At 65.2% G+C, this 16,655-nt stretch carries 9 protein-coding genes; 7 read left to right on the top strand and 2 right to left on the bottom strand.

The features are described 5' to 3' along the window. Positions 1 to 9 precede the first annotated feature (9 nt). From rlmB to AC50X7_RS09715, 4 genes are all read left to right on the top strand, one after another. On the top strand, positions 10 to 999 hold the full coding sequence (gene rlmB, locus AC50X7_RS09730) for a 23S rRNA (guanosine(2251)-2'-O)-methyltransferase RlmB (protein ID WP_307096549.1): 990 nt from the start codon (positions 10 to 12) through the stop codon (positions 997 to 999). Positions 1,000 to 1,097: 98 nt separating this feature from the next. Beyond that, entirely contained in the window at positions 1,098 to 3,221 is a 2,124-nt protein-coding gene (gene glgX / locus AC50X7_RS09725) for a glycogen debranching protein GlgX (protein ID WP_494978820.1), read from the top strand. Between the two features lie 19 nt (positions 3,222 to 3,240). Then, on the top strand, positions 3,241 to 3,762 hold the full coding sequence (locus tag AC50X7_RS09720; RefSeq protein WP_494978819.1) for a guanyl-specific ribonuclease: 522 nt from the start codon (positions 3,241 to 3,243) through the stop codon (positions 3,760 to 3,762). A 6-nt stretch (positions 3,763 to 3,768) separates the two neighbouring features. Continuing rightward, entirely contained in the window at positions 3,769 to 4,125 is a 357-nt protein-coding gene (locus tag AC50X7_RS09715; RefSeq protein WP_494978818.1) for a barstar family protein, read from the top strand. A gap of 17 nt (positions 4,126 to 4,142) precedes the next feature. On the opposite strand, the gene AC50X7_RS09710 is transcribed toward AC50X7_RS09715, so the two are convergent. Together AC50X7_RS09710 and glgP are read right to left on the bottom strand one after the other, a co-directional pair. Continuing rightward, positions 4,143 to 5,924: a thiamine pyrophosphate-requiring protein gene (locus AC50X7_RS09710; protein WP_494978817.1), complete on the bottom strand. Its 1,782-nt coding sequence runs from the start codon at positions 5,922 to 5,924 to the stop codon at positions 4,143 to 4,145. Positions 5,925 to 5,957: 33 nt separating this feature from the next. Then, a complete protein-coding gene (glgP, locus tag AC50X7_RS09705; protein WP_494978816.1) occupies positions 5,958 to 8,576 on the bottom strand; it encodes an alpha-glucan family phosphorylase in 2,619 nt (872 codons plus the stop codon). A gap of 153 nt (positions 8,577 to 8,729) precedes the next feature. Between glgP and AC50X7_RS09700 the strand changes: the two genes are divergently transcribed. Genes AC50X7_RS09700 through AC50X7_RS09690 form a run of 3 tightly spaced genes read left to right on the top strand, consistent with a single transcriptional unit; the run spans position 8,730 to position 16,304 of the window. Further along, complete coding sequence (locus AC50X7_RS09700; protein ID WP_494978815.1) at positions 8,730 to 10,811, top strand: alpha-1,4-glucan--maltose-1-phosphate maltosyltransferase; 2,082 nt, start codon at positions 8,730 to 8,732, stop codon at positions 10,809 to 10,811. Next, complete coding sequence (treS, locus tag AC50X7_RS09695; protein WP_494978814.1) at positions 10,808 to 12,604, top strand: maltose alpha-D-glucosyltransferase; 1,797 nt, start codon at positions 10,808 to 10,810, stop codon at positions 12,602 to 12,604. Before AC50X7_RS09700 ends, treS begins: the two co-directional genes overlap by 4 nt. 1 nt (position 12,605) lies before the next feature. Next, a complete protein-coding gene (locus AC50X7_RS09690) occupies positions 12,606 to 16,304 on the top strand; it encodes a 1,4-alpha-glucan branching enzyme (protein ID WP_494978813.1) in 3,699 nt (1,232 codons plus the stop codon). The last annotated feature ends 351 nt before the right edge of the window (positions 16,305 to 16,655 follow it).

The raw sequence follows: 16,655 nt of genomic DNA, 5'->3' as shown, positions 1-16,655 counted from the left end.
TGGAACACAATGGCCAACAATGGTCGCCGATCGGTTAAAGCGAAGAAGGGCCCAACCATCGGAACCGGTGGCCATGGCCGCAAGGCCCTCGAAGGCAAGGGTCCCACGCCCAAGGCGGAGGACCGCCCGTACCATAAAGCGCACAAGTCCAAGCAGCTCGCTGAGCGCTCCGCCGCCAAGCGCGGCACGGGCGCGCGCAGTGCCGGCGCAGCCAAGTCCGGCCCCAAGGGACGGGCCACGGAGGAAGTGGTCACGGGCCGGAACTCCGTGGTTGAAGCGCTCCGGGCCGGCATCCCCGCCAAAGCCCTGCACATCGCCATCCGCATCGAAATGGATGACCGGGTCAAGGAGTCCCTGAAGATCGCGGCCGAACGCGGCATTCCGCTGTTGGAAACCGGCAAACCGGAACTGGACCGGATGACTGATGACGCGGTCCACCAGGGCCTGGTCCTGCAGATCCCGCCGTACGAGTACCAGGACGCCTACGACCTCGCCGAAGAAACGGTGGATAAGTGGAAGAAGGGGCACGTCGCCAACGCGCCGCTCTTCGTAGCGCTGGACGGCATCACCGATCCCCGCAACCTGGGCGCCATCATCCGCTCCGTCTCCGCCTTCAGCGGCCACGGCGTAATTGTCCCCGAACGCCGCTCGGTGGGGGTCACCGCCTCGGCCTGGAAAACTAGTGCAGGGGCAGCGGTCCGGGTGCCGGTGGCACGGGCGTCCAACCTCAACAGTGCGCTGAAGCAGTTCAAGAATATGGGCATCTTTGTCCTGGGCCTTGACGGAGACGGCGACGTTTCGCTTCCCGACCTCACGCTGGCCACCGAACCGGTGTGCATCGTGGTGGGCTCGGAAGGCAAGGGCCTCAGCCGCCTGGTCCGGGAGAACTGCGACCAGATTGTTTCGATCCCCATCGACTCGGCCATGGAATCCCTCAACGCCTCCATGGCAGTGGGCATCTCGCTGTACGAAGTATCCCGCCAGCGCGCGGCCAAGTAAACGCAGCACAGTAACAAAGGTTCCGTTTTCCCGGCCTGCCTATGCGCCACGATGACGCGTAGGCAGGCGATGTGCCCTTGGCGGCTAATATTTAGGTGATGGTTATGCCGCTCTTCGACACTGCTTCCACCACGGACGCCTCAACGGCCCTTCCACTCGGTGTGACTGTCCCGCGCGCGGAAATGGCCGCTACGGGTCCGGCCGGAAACGGGAGGCCGGGTGCGCGGGCCAACGTGGCCTGCTACGCCCCCGGCGTGCAAAGCCTGGAAATCGTCTACAGGGCGCCGGGCGCTGACTGGCGCGTACAGGCGCTGCCCAACGTCACCCACGGCGTCCATCACGGCATCGTGGACCACCTGCCGTACGGCTCGCGGTACGGGTTCCGCCCGGCAGCAACCGAACAGTCGTTGCCGCTTGCCGTGCCCACCCGGGACGTTAACGACGACGGCGGCCAGCCGCTGCTGCTGGACCCCTACGGCCAGGCAGTGGACCAGCGCGACGGATTCCTGACCAGTGTGCGGATGGCCAGCGACTTTGACTGGGGACAGGACGCGCGGCTCCGCCTGGAATGGCGCGACACCATCATTTACGAAGCCCACGTCCGCGGCCAGAGCATGCTCCACCCGGACCTGCCCCAGGAGCTCCGGGGCACCTACGCCGGCATGGCGCACCCGGCCATCATCGAACACCTGAAAAGCCTCGGAATCACGGCCGTCCAGCTGCTGCCCGTGCACTTCCACCTTGATGAGCCGCACCTGCAGGACCTGGGACTGACCAACTACTGGGGATACAACACGGCGGCCTTTTTCGCCCCGCACCCCGGCTATGCCACCAAAGCGGCCCAGGAAGCGGGCCCCCAGGCCGTCCAGGACGAGTTCAAGGGATTGGTCAAGGCGCTCCATGCCGCAGGGCTGGAAGTCATCCTGGACGTTGTGTACAACCACACGGCAGAAGGCGGGCCGGACGGCCAGGCCCTGAGCTTCCGCGGGCTGGGGGAGGACACCTACTACCGGACGGACGGGAACGGCAAGTACGTGGACACCACGGGCTGCGGCAACAGCTTGAACTTCGCTGAGCCCCAGGTGGTCCAACTGGTGGTCGACTCCCTGCGCCACTGGGTAAACGAGTTCCACATCGACGGCTTCCGGTTCGACCTTGCCGTGACGCTCTGCCGCAACGATGCCAACGAGTTCGACCCCCAGCACCCGTTCCTGGTTGCCGTTGCGGCCGATCCCGTCCTGTCCGACGTGAAGCTGATCGCCGAACCCTGGGACATTGGCTATGGCGGCTGGCAGACCGGACGTTTCCCGGCCGGCTGGGCGGACTGGAACGACCACTTCCGTGACACCGTGCGCTCATTCTGGCTGGCAGACCGTGCTTCCCTTGAATCCGGCGGGCAGGGCGGATCGGTGGCCAGGCTTGCGGACGTGATGTCCGGCTCCGCCGCCCTCTTTGCGGCGTCCGGCCGCTCCCGGCTTGCCTCGGTCAACTACATCACGGCCCATGACGGGTTCACCCTGAATGACCTCGTCTCCTACGACCGCAAACACAACGAGGCGAACGGTGAGCAGAACCGGGACGGCCACGGCGACAACCGCAGCTATAACCACGGGTTTGAAGGCCCCACCGAGGACGGCGCCATCCTGGCCAAGCGTGCGCAGTCCCGCCGTAACCTCATGGCCACGCTGTTGATTTCCATCGGCGTCCCCATGATCACGGCCGGAGACGAATTGGGCCGGACCCAGCAGGGGAACAACAACGCGTACTGCCAGGACAACGGTCTCGCCTGGCTGGACTGGACCAGGACCCCCGAGTCGCACGAAATGCTCCGCACCACCAAACGGTACATCCGCCTGCGCAAGGAGTTCCTCGCCGCGCAGCCCCATGAGTTCCCGGTCCGTGATGAGCAGTCCTACCTGTACTGGTTCGACCAGGCCGGGCAGCCCATGTCCATGGAACGCTGGAACGATCCGCAGCACCGCGTGATGCAACTCCTGCTCGGTTCGGACGACGGGACGCTGGCCGGCCTGGTGGTGGTGAACGGCAGCACCTCCGACGTTCACATCACGCTGCCCCGGATCATCGCCCAGGGCACCCCGCACACGAAGTTCGAGCTGCGGCTGACCACCACACCGCTGCACGAGCTCCGCCAGGGCAGCAAAGTGGCTTCCGGGGAGAAGGACCTCGTGGAAGCCAACTCCATCAATATCTACCGCACCTGAGGCACCGGGGAACGACCTAATGCGCAACCGCAATATCCTGCCCCTGCTGCTCACTGCGCTCGTGGTGCTGGGGCTGCTCGCCTTCGGCGGCACCGGGATCCTGGGCCAACTGACGGAAAGTACGACGCCGGAGGTTGGGTCCAGTGCCACGCCTGCACCGGGCGCCGCAACGGGTTCCCCCGCGACAGGGCCCGCTGCTGCCGGCCCCGGGAAGGCAGATGCCTCACCGAAGCCCCCGGCACAGGTCAACCCGTCCGGCCTGCCGGAGGTGCGCGAGTCTGCCTTGCCGGCTGAAGGCCGCAGGACCCTCGCCCTCATTCGTGCCGGGGGACCGTACCGCTACAACCAGGACGACCAGACCTTCGGGAATTTCGAGCGGATCCTGCCACGGCGGGACCGGGGCTACTACCGGGAATACACGGTGCCCACGCCGGGAGAATCAGACCGGGGAGCACGGCGCATTGTTGCGGGCGGCGGCGGCGAGAAGTACTACACGGATGACCACTACGAGACGTTTCGATTCATAGCAGAAGGCAGCTAGGCGCCAATGAAGATCTACTCCGGCGAGACATGGACTTTGGAAGAACTGCAGGAGCAGGTGGCCGATGCAGGCCGCCGCAGCCTGGTGGTTCCTGCAGCCGACAGCAAGAAGGCAGTCCTGGAAACCTTTGGCGAGGTCCTGGACTTCCCCGAACACTACGGCGTCAACCTTGATGCCCTGAACGATTCCCTGCATGACTTCGCGGACAGCATCACGGACAACGGCAACCCGCCGGTCACGGTGCTGTGGCAGGTCGCAGCGCCTTTCCGCGCTGACCGGTCCTTCGGGGTCATCTGCGAAATCCTCCAGGACGCCGAGCGCTACGCCGGCAAGGACCTGTCCGTTACCGCAGTACTGCTCTGACGATCACCGCAGCAGCCCTAGCGGCGTTCTTCATGCCCCGCATAGGTCTCCAGCAGGTCCTGTGCCCGGCTGCCTCCCGGTTCCTCCGCCAGGGCTTTGCGCATGCTCTCCGCCTTCTCCCGGCCTCCCGGGAAGGGCGGCAGGAGGGGAACCTCCGGATCGGTGAGCACTTCGATCACCACCGGACGGTCGGCCGCAAAAGCGCGCTCCCAGGCATCGCCGAGAAGCTCGGGATCGTCCACCCGGATGCCCGTGAGGCCCAGCAGTTCGGCATAACCCGCGAACGGGAAGTCAGGCAGTTCCTGGCTGTCCCGGAACCGCGGCTCGCCCTCGGACTCGCGCTGCTCCCACGTCACTTCGGTGAGCTCCCGGTTGTTGAAGACGCAGACGACGAACCTGGGGTCCTCCCACTGCCGCCAGCGGTGCGCCACCGTCACCAGCTCGGCAATTCCTGACATCTGCATGGCGCCGTCCCCGGACAGCGCCACCAGCGGCCGGCCGGGGTGGGCAAGCTTGGCCGCAATGCCGTACGGGATGGAGCAGCCCATGCTGGCCAGCGTTCCGGAAAGGTGGGCCGGCACCCCCTGCGGAAGGACCAGCTGGCGGGCGTACCAGTAAACGCAACTGCCGACGTCGACACTCACCTGGGCGTTGGCCGGAAGCCTGCTGTTGAGCTCCCGCACCACGCGCTCCGGGTTCACGGGCCGGGCAGGGACCGCGGCGCGTTCTTCGGCCAAAGCCCGCCAGCGCGTCACTTCCTGTTCGACGTCCTCCCGCCATTGCCCGCGCTGCCGCTGATTGAGCCGCGTGCCAAGGGCCTGGAGGGCGTTTGCGGCGTCTCCTGCCAGTCCCACTTCCACGGGGTAGCGGTTGCCGATCTTCCGCTCGTCGATATCGATCTGGACGGCCCTGGCAGCCCCGGGCGGGGGATAGAACTCGGTCCAGGGATCGTTCGAGCCGACGATCAGCAGCGCATCGCAGTTGCCCAGCAGATGGGCGCTGGCGGTGGTGCCGAGGTGTCCCATGGTGCCCACGGCGAAGGGTAATGTCTCGTCCATATATGGCTTGCCCAGGAGGCTCGTGGCGATGCCCGCCCCCAGCTGCTCCGCCACAGCCACCACTTCCGCGGCCGCGTGCCTGGCGCCCTGGCCAACGAGAAGCGCCACCCGCTGCGCATTGTCGAGGATGGCCGCCGCAGCGTCCAGGTCTTCCTCCCGGGGTGTCTTGGCCGACGTGCTCCAGGACGGGGCCGTAACCACCACGCCGTGTTCCTGTTCCAGCTCCGGTGCGGGCGCGGACTGGATGTCGTGCGGCAGGATCACCACGCACGGCGAGGAAGTGGCCTTGGCTGTGCGGAAGGCGCGGTCCAGCACCATGGGAAGCTGCTCGGGGGCGCTGACCTGCTGCACAAACTGGGCAGCCACGTCCTTGAACAGGACGGTCAGCTCAATTTCCTGCATGTAGGCCGACCCCAGCACCGTCCTGCTTTGCTGCCCCACAATGGCCACCACAGGCACGCCGTCAAGCTTGGCGTCGTAGAGGCCATTGAGGAGGTGGACCGCGCCCGGCCCCTGCGTGGACGTGACCACACCCACCCCGCCGGTGTACTTCGCATGGCCCACCGCCATAAACGCAGCGGTCTCCTCGTGCCGCGCCTGAACGAATTCAACCCGGCCCTCCGCACGGCGGAGGGCACCCATAAACCCGTTGATCCCGTCGCCGCTGTACCCGAACACACGGTTGACGCCCCACGTTGTGAGCCGTTCCACGATCAGGTCTGCCACAGTGCGGTCGTTCATGGAATCCTCCTGCAGTGGTTCGGGCCCTGCCTGTTATGCGTTGACGATCAGGCCCAGCTCGGCCTTCGACGCCAGCGCATCATGCTTCGGCAGCACGCGGACGGTGTAGCCGAAGGACCCCGAGCGGTCGATCACCAGGGAGCCGCTGAACAGGTGGCGGCCGCTGCCCAGGTCTTCCTGGACCTTCAGTTCCACCACGGTGATGTCCGTGAGGGTGTCGCTTTCCTCCGCCCGGCCGTAGGCCACCTCCACGCTGACGTCATCAGGGGTGAGGCTGTTCAGTGCCACGTAGGCGTTCACCTGGAGCGTGTCGCCGATCTGCGGATCCTCGGAGACTCCCACCGAGTCCACATGCTCCACGTGCACCTGCGGCCACGCAGAACGGACCTTTGCCGTCCACGCTGCAAGCAGCCGGGCCTGGGAGTAGGAGTTGGCGCCGGCGCTCCGGCCCGCCTCCGCTGCCGGACGGTAGAGGATGTTCACGTAGTCGCGCAGCATGCGCTCGGCCGAAACCGCCGGGCCGAGGTGCGAAAGGGTGTGCTTGATCATGGACACCCAGTGCGTGGGCACCTTCTCCGTGCCCGACGTCGACGGACCCGCAGCTCCGGCTCCTTCTGAAACGGTGCTGCCATAGAACCGCGGGGCGACCTGCGTCTCAAGGAGCTCGTAGAGCGCGGCGGCCTCGATGTCGTCGCGTTCGTCGGGGGATGCGTCATTATTGGCCGTGGGAATCGCCCAGCCGTTCTCGCCGTCGTACATCTCATCCCACCAGCCGTCCAGGACGGACAGGTTCAGCGAACCGTTAAGCGCGGCCTTCATGCCGGACGTTCCGCAGGCCTCAAGCGGCCGGAGCGGGTTGTTCAGCCACACGTCGCAGCCCGGGAACAGCGTCCGCGCCATCGCGATGTCGTAGTTGGGCAGGAAGACGATGCGGTGGCGGACCTCCGGGTCGTCGGTGAAACGGACCAGGTCCTGGATCATCTTCTTTCCGGCGTCGTCCGCAGGATGGGACTTGCCGGCAATCACCAGCTGGATCGGGTGCTCCTTGTGCAGGAGTAGTGCCTTGAGCCTGTCCGGCTCGCGCAGCATCAGGGTGAGGCGCTTGTAGGTGGGCACGCGGCGGGCGAACCCGATGGTGAGCACGTCCGGGTCCAGCACCTTGTCCGTCCAGCGCAGCTCGGCATCGGCCGCGCCGCGTTTCTTCCACGCCGCCCGCAGCCTGCGGCGGACGTCGTCAACCAGGGCGCTCCTCATCTCGCGGCGAAGTTCCCAAACATCGGCATCGCTGACGTTATAGGCAAGGTCCCAGCGGCCGTTCGCTTCAGCTTCGCTGCCGAACTGCTCCCGGGCGAGCCGGGAGATGCGGCTGTCCACCCAGGTGGGCACGTGCACACCGTTGGTCACGGAGGTGATGGGCACTTCCGAGTGGTCGAAGCCGGGCCACAGCGCGGAGAACATCCCGCGGGACACTTCGCCGTGCAGCTTGGCCACGCCGTTTGCCCGCTGCGCCAGCCGCAGGCCCATCACGGCCATGTTGAACACGGAGGGGTTGCCGGCGGCGTAATTCTCGCGGCCCAGCTCCAGGATCCGGTCCACGGGCACAGCCGGGGCGAGCCCCGCCTGGAAGAAATGGTGGATCTGTGAGATCTCAAACCTGTCGATGCCGGCAGGCACCGGGGTGTGCGTGGTGAAAACGGTGGAGGCGCGGCCTGCGGCCAAAGCCTCGTCGAACGTCAAGGCCTCAACCCCGGACATCAGCTCCTGGATGCGTTCGATGCCCAGGAAACCTGCGTGGCCTTCATTGGTGTGGAACACCTCCGGAGCGCCTGTCCCGGTGAGCTTCTGGAAAGCACGCAGCGCCTTGACCCCGCCCATACCGAGCAGCAGTTCCTGCTGCAGCCGGTGATCTCCGCCGCCGCCGTAAAGACGGTCCGTGATGCTGCGCGCGGCTTCGTCGTTGCCCGGGACGTTCGAGTCCAGGAGCAGCAGCGGGACGCGTCCGACGTCGGCACGCCAGATGTGGGCCAGCAGCCGGCGGTTGTTGGGGAGAGGCAGGGAGATCTGCAGCGGCCGGCCGTTGCCGTCCCCGGAAGGCTCGCGGAGCAGGGTGAGCGGCAGGCCGTCCGGATCCAGGACCGGGTAGGTTTCCTGCTGCCAGGCGTCCCGGGACAATGACTGCTTGAAGTATCCGGCCTGGTAGAGCAATCCGACGCCGATCAGGGGCACGCCCAGGTCCGAGGCAGCCTTGAGGTGGTCGCCGGCCAGGATGCCCAGGCCGCCGGAGTACTGGGGGAGGACCTCGGTGATACCGAATTCGGGGGAGAAGTAGGCAATCGACGCCGGCGCGTCCGAGCCCAGGCTTTGGTACCAGCGGGGCTCCTCGAGGTACCGGTCAAGGTCCTCCTCGGCGGCGCGGACCCGTTCCACCACCGATTGGTTCGAGGCAAGCTGCTGGAATTCTTCCCGGCTTACCAAACCCAGGAAACCGACAGGGTCCTCACCGCTCTCCACCCAGAGCCGCGGGTTCAGCCCGGCGAAGAGCTCGCGCGTTGGGCGGTGCCAGGACCAGCGCAAATTACTCGCCAGCCGGACCAGCGGCCGGATGGGTTCGGGGAGGACTGTACGGACCGTAAACCTGCGGATTGCCTTCACCTGCGTCACACTAACGGACAACATCGGCAGCTGGAACCAGGATTGCGTGTCTTTTGGGTAAATGACCCTCGGCGTCAAGGAAATGACACGGGTCACAGCGAAATTAGTGCGCAGGCTTAGCAATCCTGCTCATTTCTCGCTAACGTCGAGCCTGTGACGACTAACTCAGGAACCATTGCCGCATCAGAGAAAAAGCCGCAGGGCCCCATCACGGACGGCCTCCGGTTTGGACGTTTCCCCATCACGGCCGTGCAGCCGGTGGTGGAGGGTGGAAAGTTTCCCGCCAAGGCCCTGCCTGGCGAGGGAATCGTGGTGGGTGCCACCGCGTTCCGGGAAGGGCATGACCAGCTTGGGGTCAGTGCCGTGCTCCTGGATCCGGAAGGTAACGAACGCCAGCGCGTTAGGCTCGCCCCGCCCCGCGGGGAACGCGGTATGGGAACGGACCGCTGGGAAGGCGTCCTCACGCCGTCGGACACTGGCAACTGGTCCTTCGTCATTGAAGCCTGGCACGACCGCTACGGCACCTGGCACCACAACGCCGAGGTGAAGGTGGAGGCCGGCATCGACGTCGAGCTGATGCTCTCCGAGGGTGCCGCGTTGCTCCGTGAAGCGTCCGACGACGGCTCCCGCAGTGAGTGGGACAGGGGCGTCCTCCGCGGCGCCGCGGACAGGCTGGCCGACACGTCCCTCAGCACCGAGGAGCGCCTCGGGGCCGGATTCAGCCACGAAGTGGCCGGGGTTGTCGCGCACCAGCCGATCCGCGAACTCGTCACCGTCTCCCAGCAGTACCCGCTCCTGGTGGAGCGGGACCTGGCCGGCCGCGGCGCCTGGTACGAGTTCTTCCCCCGCTCTGAAGGTGCAGTCCTGGACCACAACACGGGCACCTGGACCTCAGGAAACTTCCGCACCGCCGCGCAACGGCTCGACGCCGTCGCCGCCATGGGCTTCGACGTCCTCTACATGCCGCCCATCCACCCCATCGGTGTCCAGCACCGCAAGGGACCCAACAACACCCTGGTCGCCGGCCCGAACGATCCCGGCTCGCCGTGGGCGATCGGCGCCAAGGAGGGCGGCCACGACGCCATCCACCCTGACCTTGGCACCTTTGACGACTTTGACGCCTTTGTGGCACGGACCAATGAACTGGGCCTGGAAGTGGCTTTGGACCTGGCCCTGCAGGCTGCCCCGGACCATCCCTGGGTCCAGTCGAATCCCGAGTGGTTCACTACCCGGGTGGACGGCAGCATCGCCTATGCGGAAAACCCACCCAAGAAGTACCAGGACATTTATCCGCTCAATTTCGATAACGACCCCGAGGGGCTCTCCAAAGAAATTCTCCGTATTGTCCTGCTCTGGGTCAGCCACGGCGTAAAGATTTTCCGCGTGGATAACCCGCATACCAAACCCGTGTGGTTCTGGGAATGGCTCATTGCGCAGGTTAACAAGGAAGTTCCCGGAGTCGTCTTCCTCGCCGAGGCCTTCACCCGCCCGGCCATGATGCACGCGCTGGGCCGCGCAGGCTTCCAGCAGTCCTACACCTACTTCACGTGGCGCAACACCAAAAAGGAGATTGAGCAGTACTTCCACGAGGTCAGCCACGAGTCGTCGGCCTTCTTCCGGCCCAACTTCTTTGTGAACACCCCGGACATCCTCACCGAATACCTTCAGTTCGGCGGGCCCGCGGCGTTCAAGATCAGGGCAGCCCTGGCCGCCACGGCAAGCCCGCTATGGGGCGTTTACGCTGGCTACGAACTGTACGAACACGTTGCCCGGCCAGGGGCCGAGGAGTACATCGACAACGAGAAGTTCGAATACAAGGCACGGGACTGGGACGCAGCAGCGCAGTCCGGGCGGACCCTCGCCCCCTACATCACCAGGCTGAACGAATTGCGGCACACCCACCCGGCGCTGCAGGACCTGCAGAACCTGACGGTGCACCACAGCACTGACGATTCGACAGTTGTGTACTCCAAGCACAAAACCCTCGCCGACGGATCCAAGGACACCATCATTGTGGTGGTCAACGTCGATCCGCATGTCACCAAGGAATGCAGTGTGGCACTGGACCTGGCTGCGCTCGAGCTGGACCCCCAGGACCTCACTGCGAACGGCGGCTTCCACGTTGACGACCTCATCTCCGGTGAAAGCTGGGAGTGGGGCGAGTTCAACTATGTCCGCCTCGATCCGCATGTTGAGCCCGCACACATCCTGAGCGTGAGGAGAACTCATCAGTGAGTTTTAATCCGCAAAGTTCGGGCCAGCATTTCACACCGAAGAGCACCTTCGAACTGAATGCGCCGGGCCTGCAGCACGATCCGCTGTGGTACCGGAAAGCCGTTTTCTACGAGGTCCTCGTCAGAGCTTTTGCGGATGCCAACGGTGACGGCTCGGGAGATTTCTCGGGCCTCATCGACAGGCTTGACTACCTGCAGTGGCTGGGGGTGGACTGCCTCTGGCTGCCGCCGTTCTTCCAGTCGCCGCTGCGCGACGGGGGTTATGACATCTCCGACTACAACTCGGTCCTGGATGAATTCGGTACCATCACGGACTTCAAGCGGTTGGTTGCCGAGGCGCATGCCAGGGGAGTGCGGGTCATTATCGACCTGCCCCTGAACCACACCTCCGACCAGCACCCCTGGTTCCAGGAGTCGCGGAAGGACCGGGACGGGCCCTTCGGCGACTTCTACGTCTGGAGCGACACGGACGAGAAGTACCAGGACGCCCGCATCATCTTCGTGGACACCGAGGAATCGAACTGGACCTTCGACCCGATCCGCCGGCAGTTTTTCTGGCACCGGTTCTTCAGCCACCAGCCTGACCTGAACTTTGAGAACCCCAAGGTCATCGACGCCCTCTTCGACGTGGTGCGGTTTTGGCTGGACCAGGGCATCGACGGGTTCCGCGCCGATGCCATCCCCTACCTCTTCGAGGAGGAGGGAACCAACTGCGAGAACCTGCCCGCCACGCATGACTTCCTTCGGAAGCTCCGCGCCATGGTGGACGAAAGCTACCCCGGCCGCGTGATCATTGCCGAGGCCAACCAGCCGCCCAATGAGGTGGTGGAGTACTTCGGGACGGACGAGGCACCTGAGTGCCACATGGCCTTCCACTTCCCGATCATGCCCCGGTTGTACTACGCGCTCCGGGACCAAAAGGCCGCGCCCATCATCGAGACGATGCAGGACACCCCTGACATTCCCGACGGCGCCCAGTGGGGCACGTTCCTGCGCAACCATGACGAGCTCACCCTTGAAATGGTGACCGCTGACGAGCGCGCAGCGATGCTGGGCTGGTATGCGCCGGATCCCCGCATGCGTGCGAACATCGGCATCCGACGCCGGCTCGCGCCCCTGCTGGATAACTCGCGGGCTGAGATTGAACTCATCAATGCCCTGCTGCTGTCGCTACCGGGCAGCCCGTTCCTGTACTACGGGGACGAGATCGGCATGGGGGACAACATCTGGCTTGAGGACCGGGACGCGGTCCGGACCCCCATGCAGTGGAACCCCGACCGGAACGCGGGCTTTTCCAATGCGGACCCCGGAAAGCTCTACCTGCCGGTCATTCAGTCGCTGGTTTACAGCTACAACATGGCAAACGTCGAAGCCGAGGCCGCCCACTCGGGATCCCTGCTCCGCTGGACGCGGCAGATCCTCAGCGTGCGCAGGAACCATCCCGCTTTCGGCCTCGGTGCCTTCAAGCATGTCGAGGCCGACCATGACGCCGTGCTGGCTTACCTCCGTGAGTTGCCCACCGGTAACTCGGCGGGGGTGGACGGCGAATCCATTCTGTGTGCTTTCAACCTCTCGCAGCATCCAGTGGCCGCCAGGCTGCGCATCCCCGATTACAGCGGGCGCGGTCTCCGTGACGTGTTTGGCGGCCAGCCATTTCCTGGCATCAACGAGGACGGGACGCTGACGCTGACCCTGGGCAGCCACGATTTCTTCTGGCTGAGGATCAGGTCGACAGCTTCCAATCCTTCGTCCCCCTATACGCAGGCAATGCCGATCCTCTCGATTGAGAACTGACATGAATCAGCCCATCCTTACCCCCGCCCTGACCGCGCTGCTCCAGGAATGGCTTCCGAAGCAACGCTGGTTCCCCGTAAAGACGCCCGCTTTCGAGCTGTCCCAGGCCGGCAGCCTGGGGCTGGAGGATCCTTCCGGCCACGCCGGGCTCGCCGTGTTCCTCCTGAAAGTGACCACCAAGGGACCCGACGGCGGCCGCCGCACCGACGTGGTCCAGGTCCCCTTGAGCTTCAGGCCCGCGCCGGCGGCGGGCATGGAACGCGCGTTGGTGGGGGAGGCCGCGGGCATGGATCCCTCCAGGCCATGGGTCTACGACGCCGTGCACGATCCGGACTTTGTTGGCGGCTGGCTCGACCTCATGCGCGGCGAGGAAAAGGCGCCCAGCGGCACCGCCACCGGGTTCCGCACCCCGGGAAACCACCGCCTTCCCACCGCCCGCGGAGTGGTCAAGGTCCTTTCGGGTGAGCAGTCCAACAGTTCAGTGATTGTGGACGACGGCGAGTCGGCCGCCATTGTGAAATTCTTCCGCGTGCTCTCGGATGGGACCAACCCCGAGGTCGAAGTAGGTGCCGCCCTTACATCAGCGGGAACCACCGAAGTGCCGGCCACCCTGGGCTGGGTACGGGGCGAATGGCTGAAGCAGGGCGGGCCTTCCTCCGACGGCCCGGGCTCCGGCTCGCGGTACGTCCAGGGGGAGCTGGCGGTAGCGCACGAGTTTCTGGCCGGCGGACGGGATGCCTGGCGCCTGGCTGTTGACGCGGCCAGGTCCGGAACGGACTTTACGGCCGAGGCCCGGGCCCTCGGCGCCGCCACGGCCACGGTCCACCGCCGGCTTGCTGAAGCGCTCGGGCAAACCGCGGAAGCAGAACCCGGAAAGGCGATTGCCCCTGCAGTAGCCCAGCGCGTCCGGCAGGCCTGGGCAGAAGCCGCCTCCGCCGTCGGCCCCTATGACGCAGCGCTGGACGATCTGCTGCAAGGGCTCGACGCCGTGCCGACCGGTCCGCTCCAGCGGATCCACGGCGACCTTCACCTTGGCCAGATCCTTCAGGTCCCCGGACAGGCAGGAAGCCCGCCGCGGTGGGCGATCCTCGACTTTGAAGGCGAACCGCTGCGCCCCATCGCGGAGCGGAACGTTCCCGATGTTCCCCTGCGGGACGTCGTGGGCATGCTGCGGTCCTTCGATTACGCGGCAGGAGCCGCCCAGCGCGAGCAGGAAGGCGCCCAGGTGCCGGCCTCCTGGGTCGATGACTGCGCCGAGGCGTTCCTCGCCGGTTATGCGGAGGTCACTCCGGGTACGGTCCACAGGGAATCGCCCCTGTTTGTGGCATTGTGGCTGGACAAGGCCCTGTACGAAGTAGTTTATGAAATGCGGAACAGGCCGGACTGGCTGGCGATCCCTGTGAACGCCTCCAGGCGGCTCCTCAGCGGTAACGGCGCCGGCGACCAAGCCGGGGCAGCATCGGAAGGTAATGAAATGACAGGCTCAGCACGAACGGATCGTCCGGGGGTGCCGCTGCACGTGGATGCAGGCACCCTGGGCAAGATCGCGAACGGTGAACACCACGCACCCCATTCCATCCTGGGCGCGCACCTGGACGACTACGGGCACGTCACCATCCGTACCGTGAAGCATTTGGCCGAAGCCGTCACCGTCATCACCGCGGCCGGCGAATTCCCCATGGAACATGAAGCCCACGGCGTATGGGTGGCCGTTCTGGAGCCGCTGCAGCAGGGGCACGTCCCGGACTACCGTCTGGCCGTTACCTACCCTGATGCTGAACCGGTCACCGTGGACGAGCCCTACCGCTACCTGCCCACCGTCGGCGAAGTTGACCTGCACCTCATCGGTGAAGGCCGGCACGAAAAACTTTGGGAAGTGCTGGGCGCCCATGTCCAGCACTACAAGTCGTCCCTGGGGGACGTGGACGGCGTGTCCTTTGCCGTCTGGGCGCCCAACGCCCAGGCTGTACGCGTCATCGGTGACTTCAACGCCTGGGACGGGCGCGAAAACTCGCTCCGCTCCCTCGGCTCCTCCGGCGTATGGGAAGTCTTCATTCCCGGGGTTGTAGCAGGGGCGTGCTACAAATTCGAAATCCGCACCAAGTCCGGCCACTGGGTGGAGAAGGCCGACCCGCTCGCCTTCGGAACCGAGGTTCCGCCGCTGACGGCCTCACGGGTCGTTGAGCCCTCCTACGCGTTCAAGGACGACGAATGGATGGAAGCCCGGGCCAAGCGGGATCCGCACAACTCGGCCATGAGCGTCTACGAAGTCCACCTCGGTTCATGGAAGCTGGGGCTCGGCTACCGGGAACTCGCCAAGGAACTGGTGGACTACGTCAAGTGGCTTGGCTTCACCCACGTGGAATTCATGCCGGTGGCTGAACACCCCTTCGGCGGATCGTGGGGCTATCAGGTCACCTCGTACTTCGCCCCCACCTCCCGGTTCGGGCACCCGGACGAATTCCGGTACCTGGTGGACGCACTCCACCAGGCCGGCATCGGAGTCCTGCTGGACTGGGTGCCCGCGCACTTCCCCAAGGACGCCTGGGCCCTGGCCCAGTTCGACGGCGAGCCACTGTACGAGCACGCTGATCCGGCCCTTGGTGAGCACCCTGACTGGGGCACGCTGATCTTCGACTTCGGCCGTACCGAAGTCCGCAACTTCCTTGTGGCCAACGCCCTCTACTGGCTGGACGAGTTCCACATTGATGGCCTTCGCGTGGATGCCGTCGCCTCCATGCTCTATTTGGACTACTCCCGCGAAGAGGGACAGTGGCGGCCCAACCGCTTCGGCGGCAGGGAAAACCTGGAAGCAATCTCCTTCCTCCAGGAAGTCAACGCCACCGTGTACAAGACGCATCCCGGTGCTGTGATGATCGCCGAAGAGTCAACGGCCTTCCCCGGCGTCACCGCGCCCACTGCCCACGGTGGCCTGGGCTTTGGCCTGAAGTGGAATATGGGCTGGATGCACGACTCCTTGAAGTACGCCTCCGAGGAGCCCATCAACCGCAAGTGGCACCACGGCACCGTGACGTTCTCCCTGGTCTACGCCTTCACTGAGAACTTCCTGCTACCCATCAGCCATGACGAGGTAGTCCACGGCAAGGGCTCCATGCTCCGGAAGATGCCTGGCGACCGTTGGCAGCAGCTTGCCAACCTGCGTGCCTTCTTCGCCTACCAGTGGGCCCACCCGGGCAAGCAGCTCATCTTTATGGGTACGGAGTTCGGCCAGGAAGCGGAATGGTCCGAACAGCACGGGCTCGACTGGTGGCTCGCCGACATCCCCGCGCACAAGGGATTGCAGTTGCTGACCAAGGACCTCAACGAGCTCTACGCATCCACGCCGGCTCTGTACGCCCGCGATAACGAGCCCGGCGGCTTCCAGTGGATCAACGGGGGAGACGCAGACAACAACGTGCTGTCGTTCATCCGCTGGGACAAGGAAGGCAACCCCCTGGTCTGCGCCATCAACTTTTCCGGGGCGCCGCATGCCGGCTACACCCTGGGAGTGCCGGAGGCAGGTGCCTGGACGGAAGTGCTCAACACCGACGCCACGACCTACGGCGGCTCCGGCGTGCTGAACAACGGCGAGCTGAAGGCGACGGATGAGGGACAGGACGGACAGCCGGCCACCCTGAGCGTTACGCTGCCGCCGCTCGGCGCCGCGTACTTCAAGCCGGGACCATCAGCCGCGGGCTGATTGCTGCGGTAGTCCTTTTCGTGAAGGCCCGGAATCCTTGTGGTTCCGGGCCTTCTCGCGGCCGGCACCGGTTGCCCCGTGTGAGTCTCGAAGCCGGGTTGGCCATCTGGGAAGAGTGGTGGTAGAGTTTATTTCCGCGCTGCTCCACGGAGTCAGACGGAAAAACCGACAATCAAGCCTCACGGTGCAGATCGTCGCGGACGCCGGTTTGACAAGTGAGAAGTCAGCGGGTAAGTTTGGAAAGTTGCTCCGGAGCGATCCTGAACCGTTTGGTTGGGTGGTGCCGGGTGTGTCTGTTGTTTGAGAACTCAATAGTGTGCCAAGTTTGTTGATACCAATTTTTTATTGATT

This window comes from Pseudarthrobacter sp. Hb11, assembly GCF_059383655.1.
The sequence above is the reverse complement of the archived record's forward strand: the minus strand, read 5'-3'. Positions and strand labels throughout refer to the sequence as shown.

What these genes read in the sequence shown, in the direction of transcription:
- AC50X7_RS09715 (WP_494978818.1), top strand. Translation starts at nt 3,769, where the DNA reads ATGAAGATCTACTCCGGCGAGACATGGACTTTGGAAGAACTGCAGGAG.
- rlmB (WP_307096549.1), top strand. Translation starts at nt 10, where the DNA reads ATGGCCAACAATGGTCGCCGATCGGTTAAAGCGAAGAAGGGCCCAACC.
- glgX (WP_494978820.1), top strand. Translation starts at nt 1,098, where the DNA reads ATGGTTATGCCGCTCTTCGACACTGCTTCCACCACGGACGCCTCAACG.
- AC50X7_RS09690 (WP_494978813.1), top strand. Translation starts at nt 12,606, where the DNA reads ATGAATCAGCCCATCCTTACCCCCGCCCTGACCGCGCTGCTCCAGGAA.
- AC50X7_RS09710 (WP_494978817.1), bottom strand. Translation starts at nt 5,924, where the DNA reads ATGAACGACCGCACTGTGGCAGACCTGATCGTGGAACGGCTCACAACG.
- AC50X7_RS09720 (WP_494978819.1), top strand. Translation starts at nt 3,241, where the DNA reads ATGCGCAACCGCAATATCCTGCCCCTGCTGCTCACTGCGCTCGTGGTG.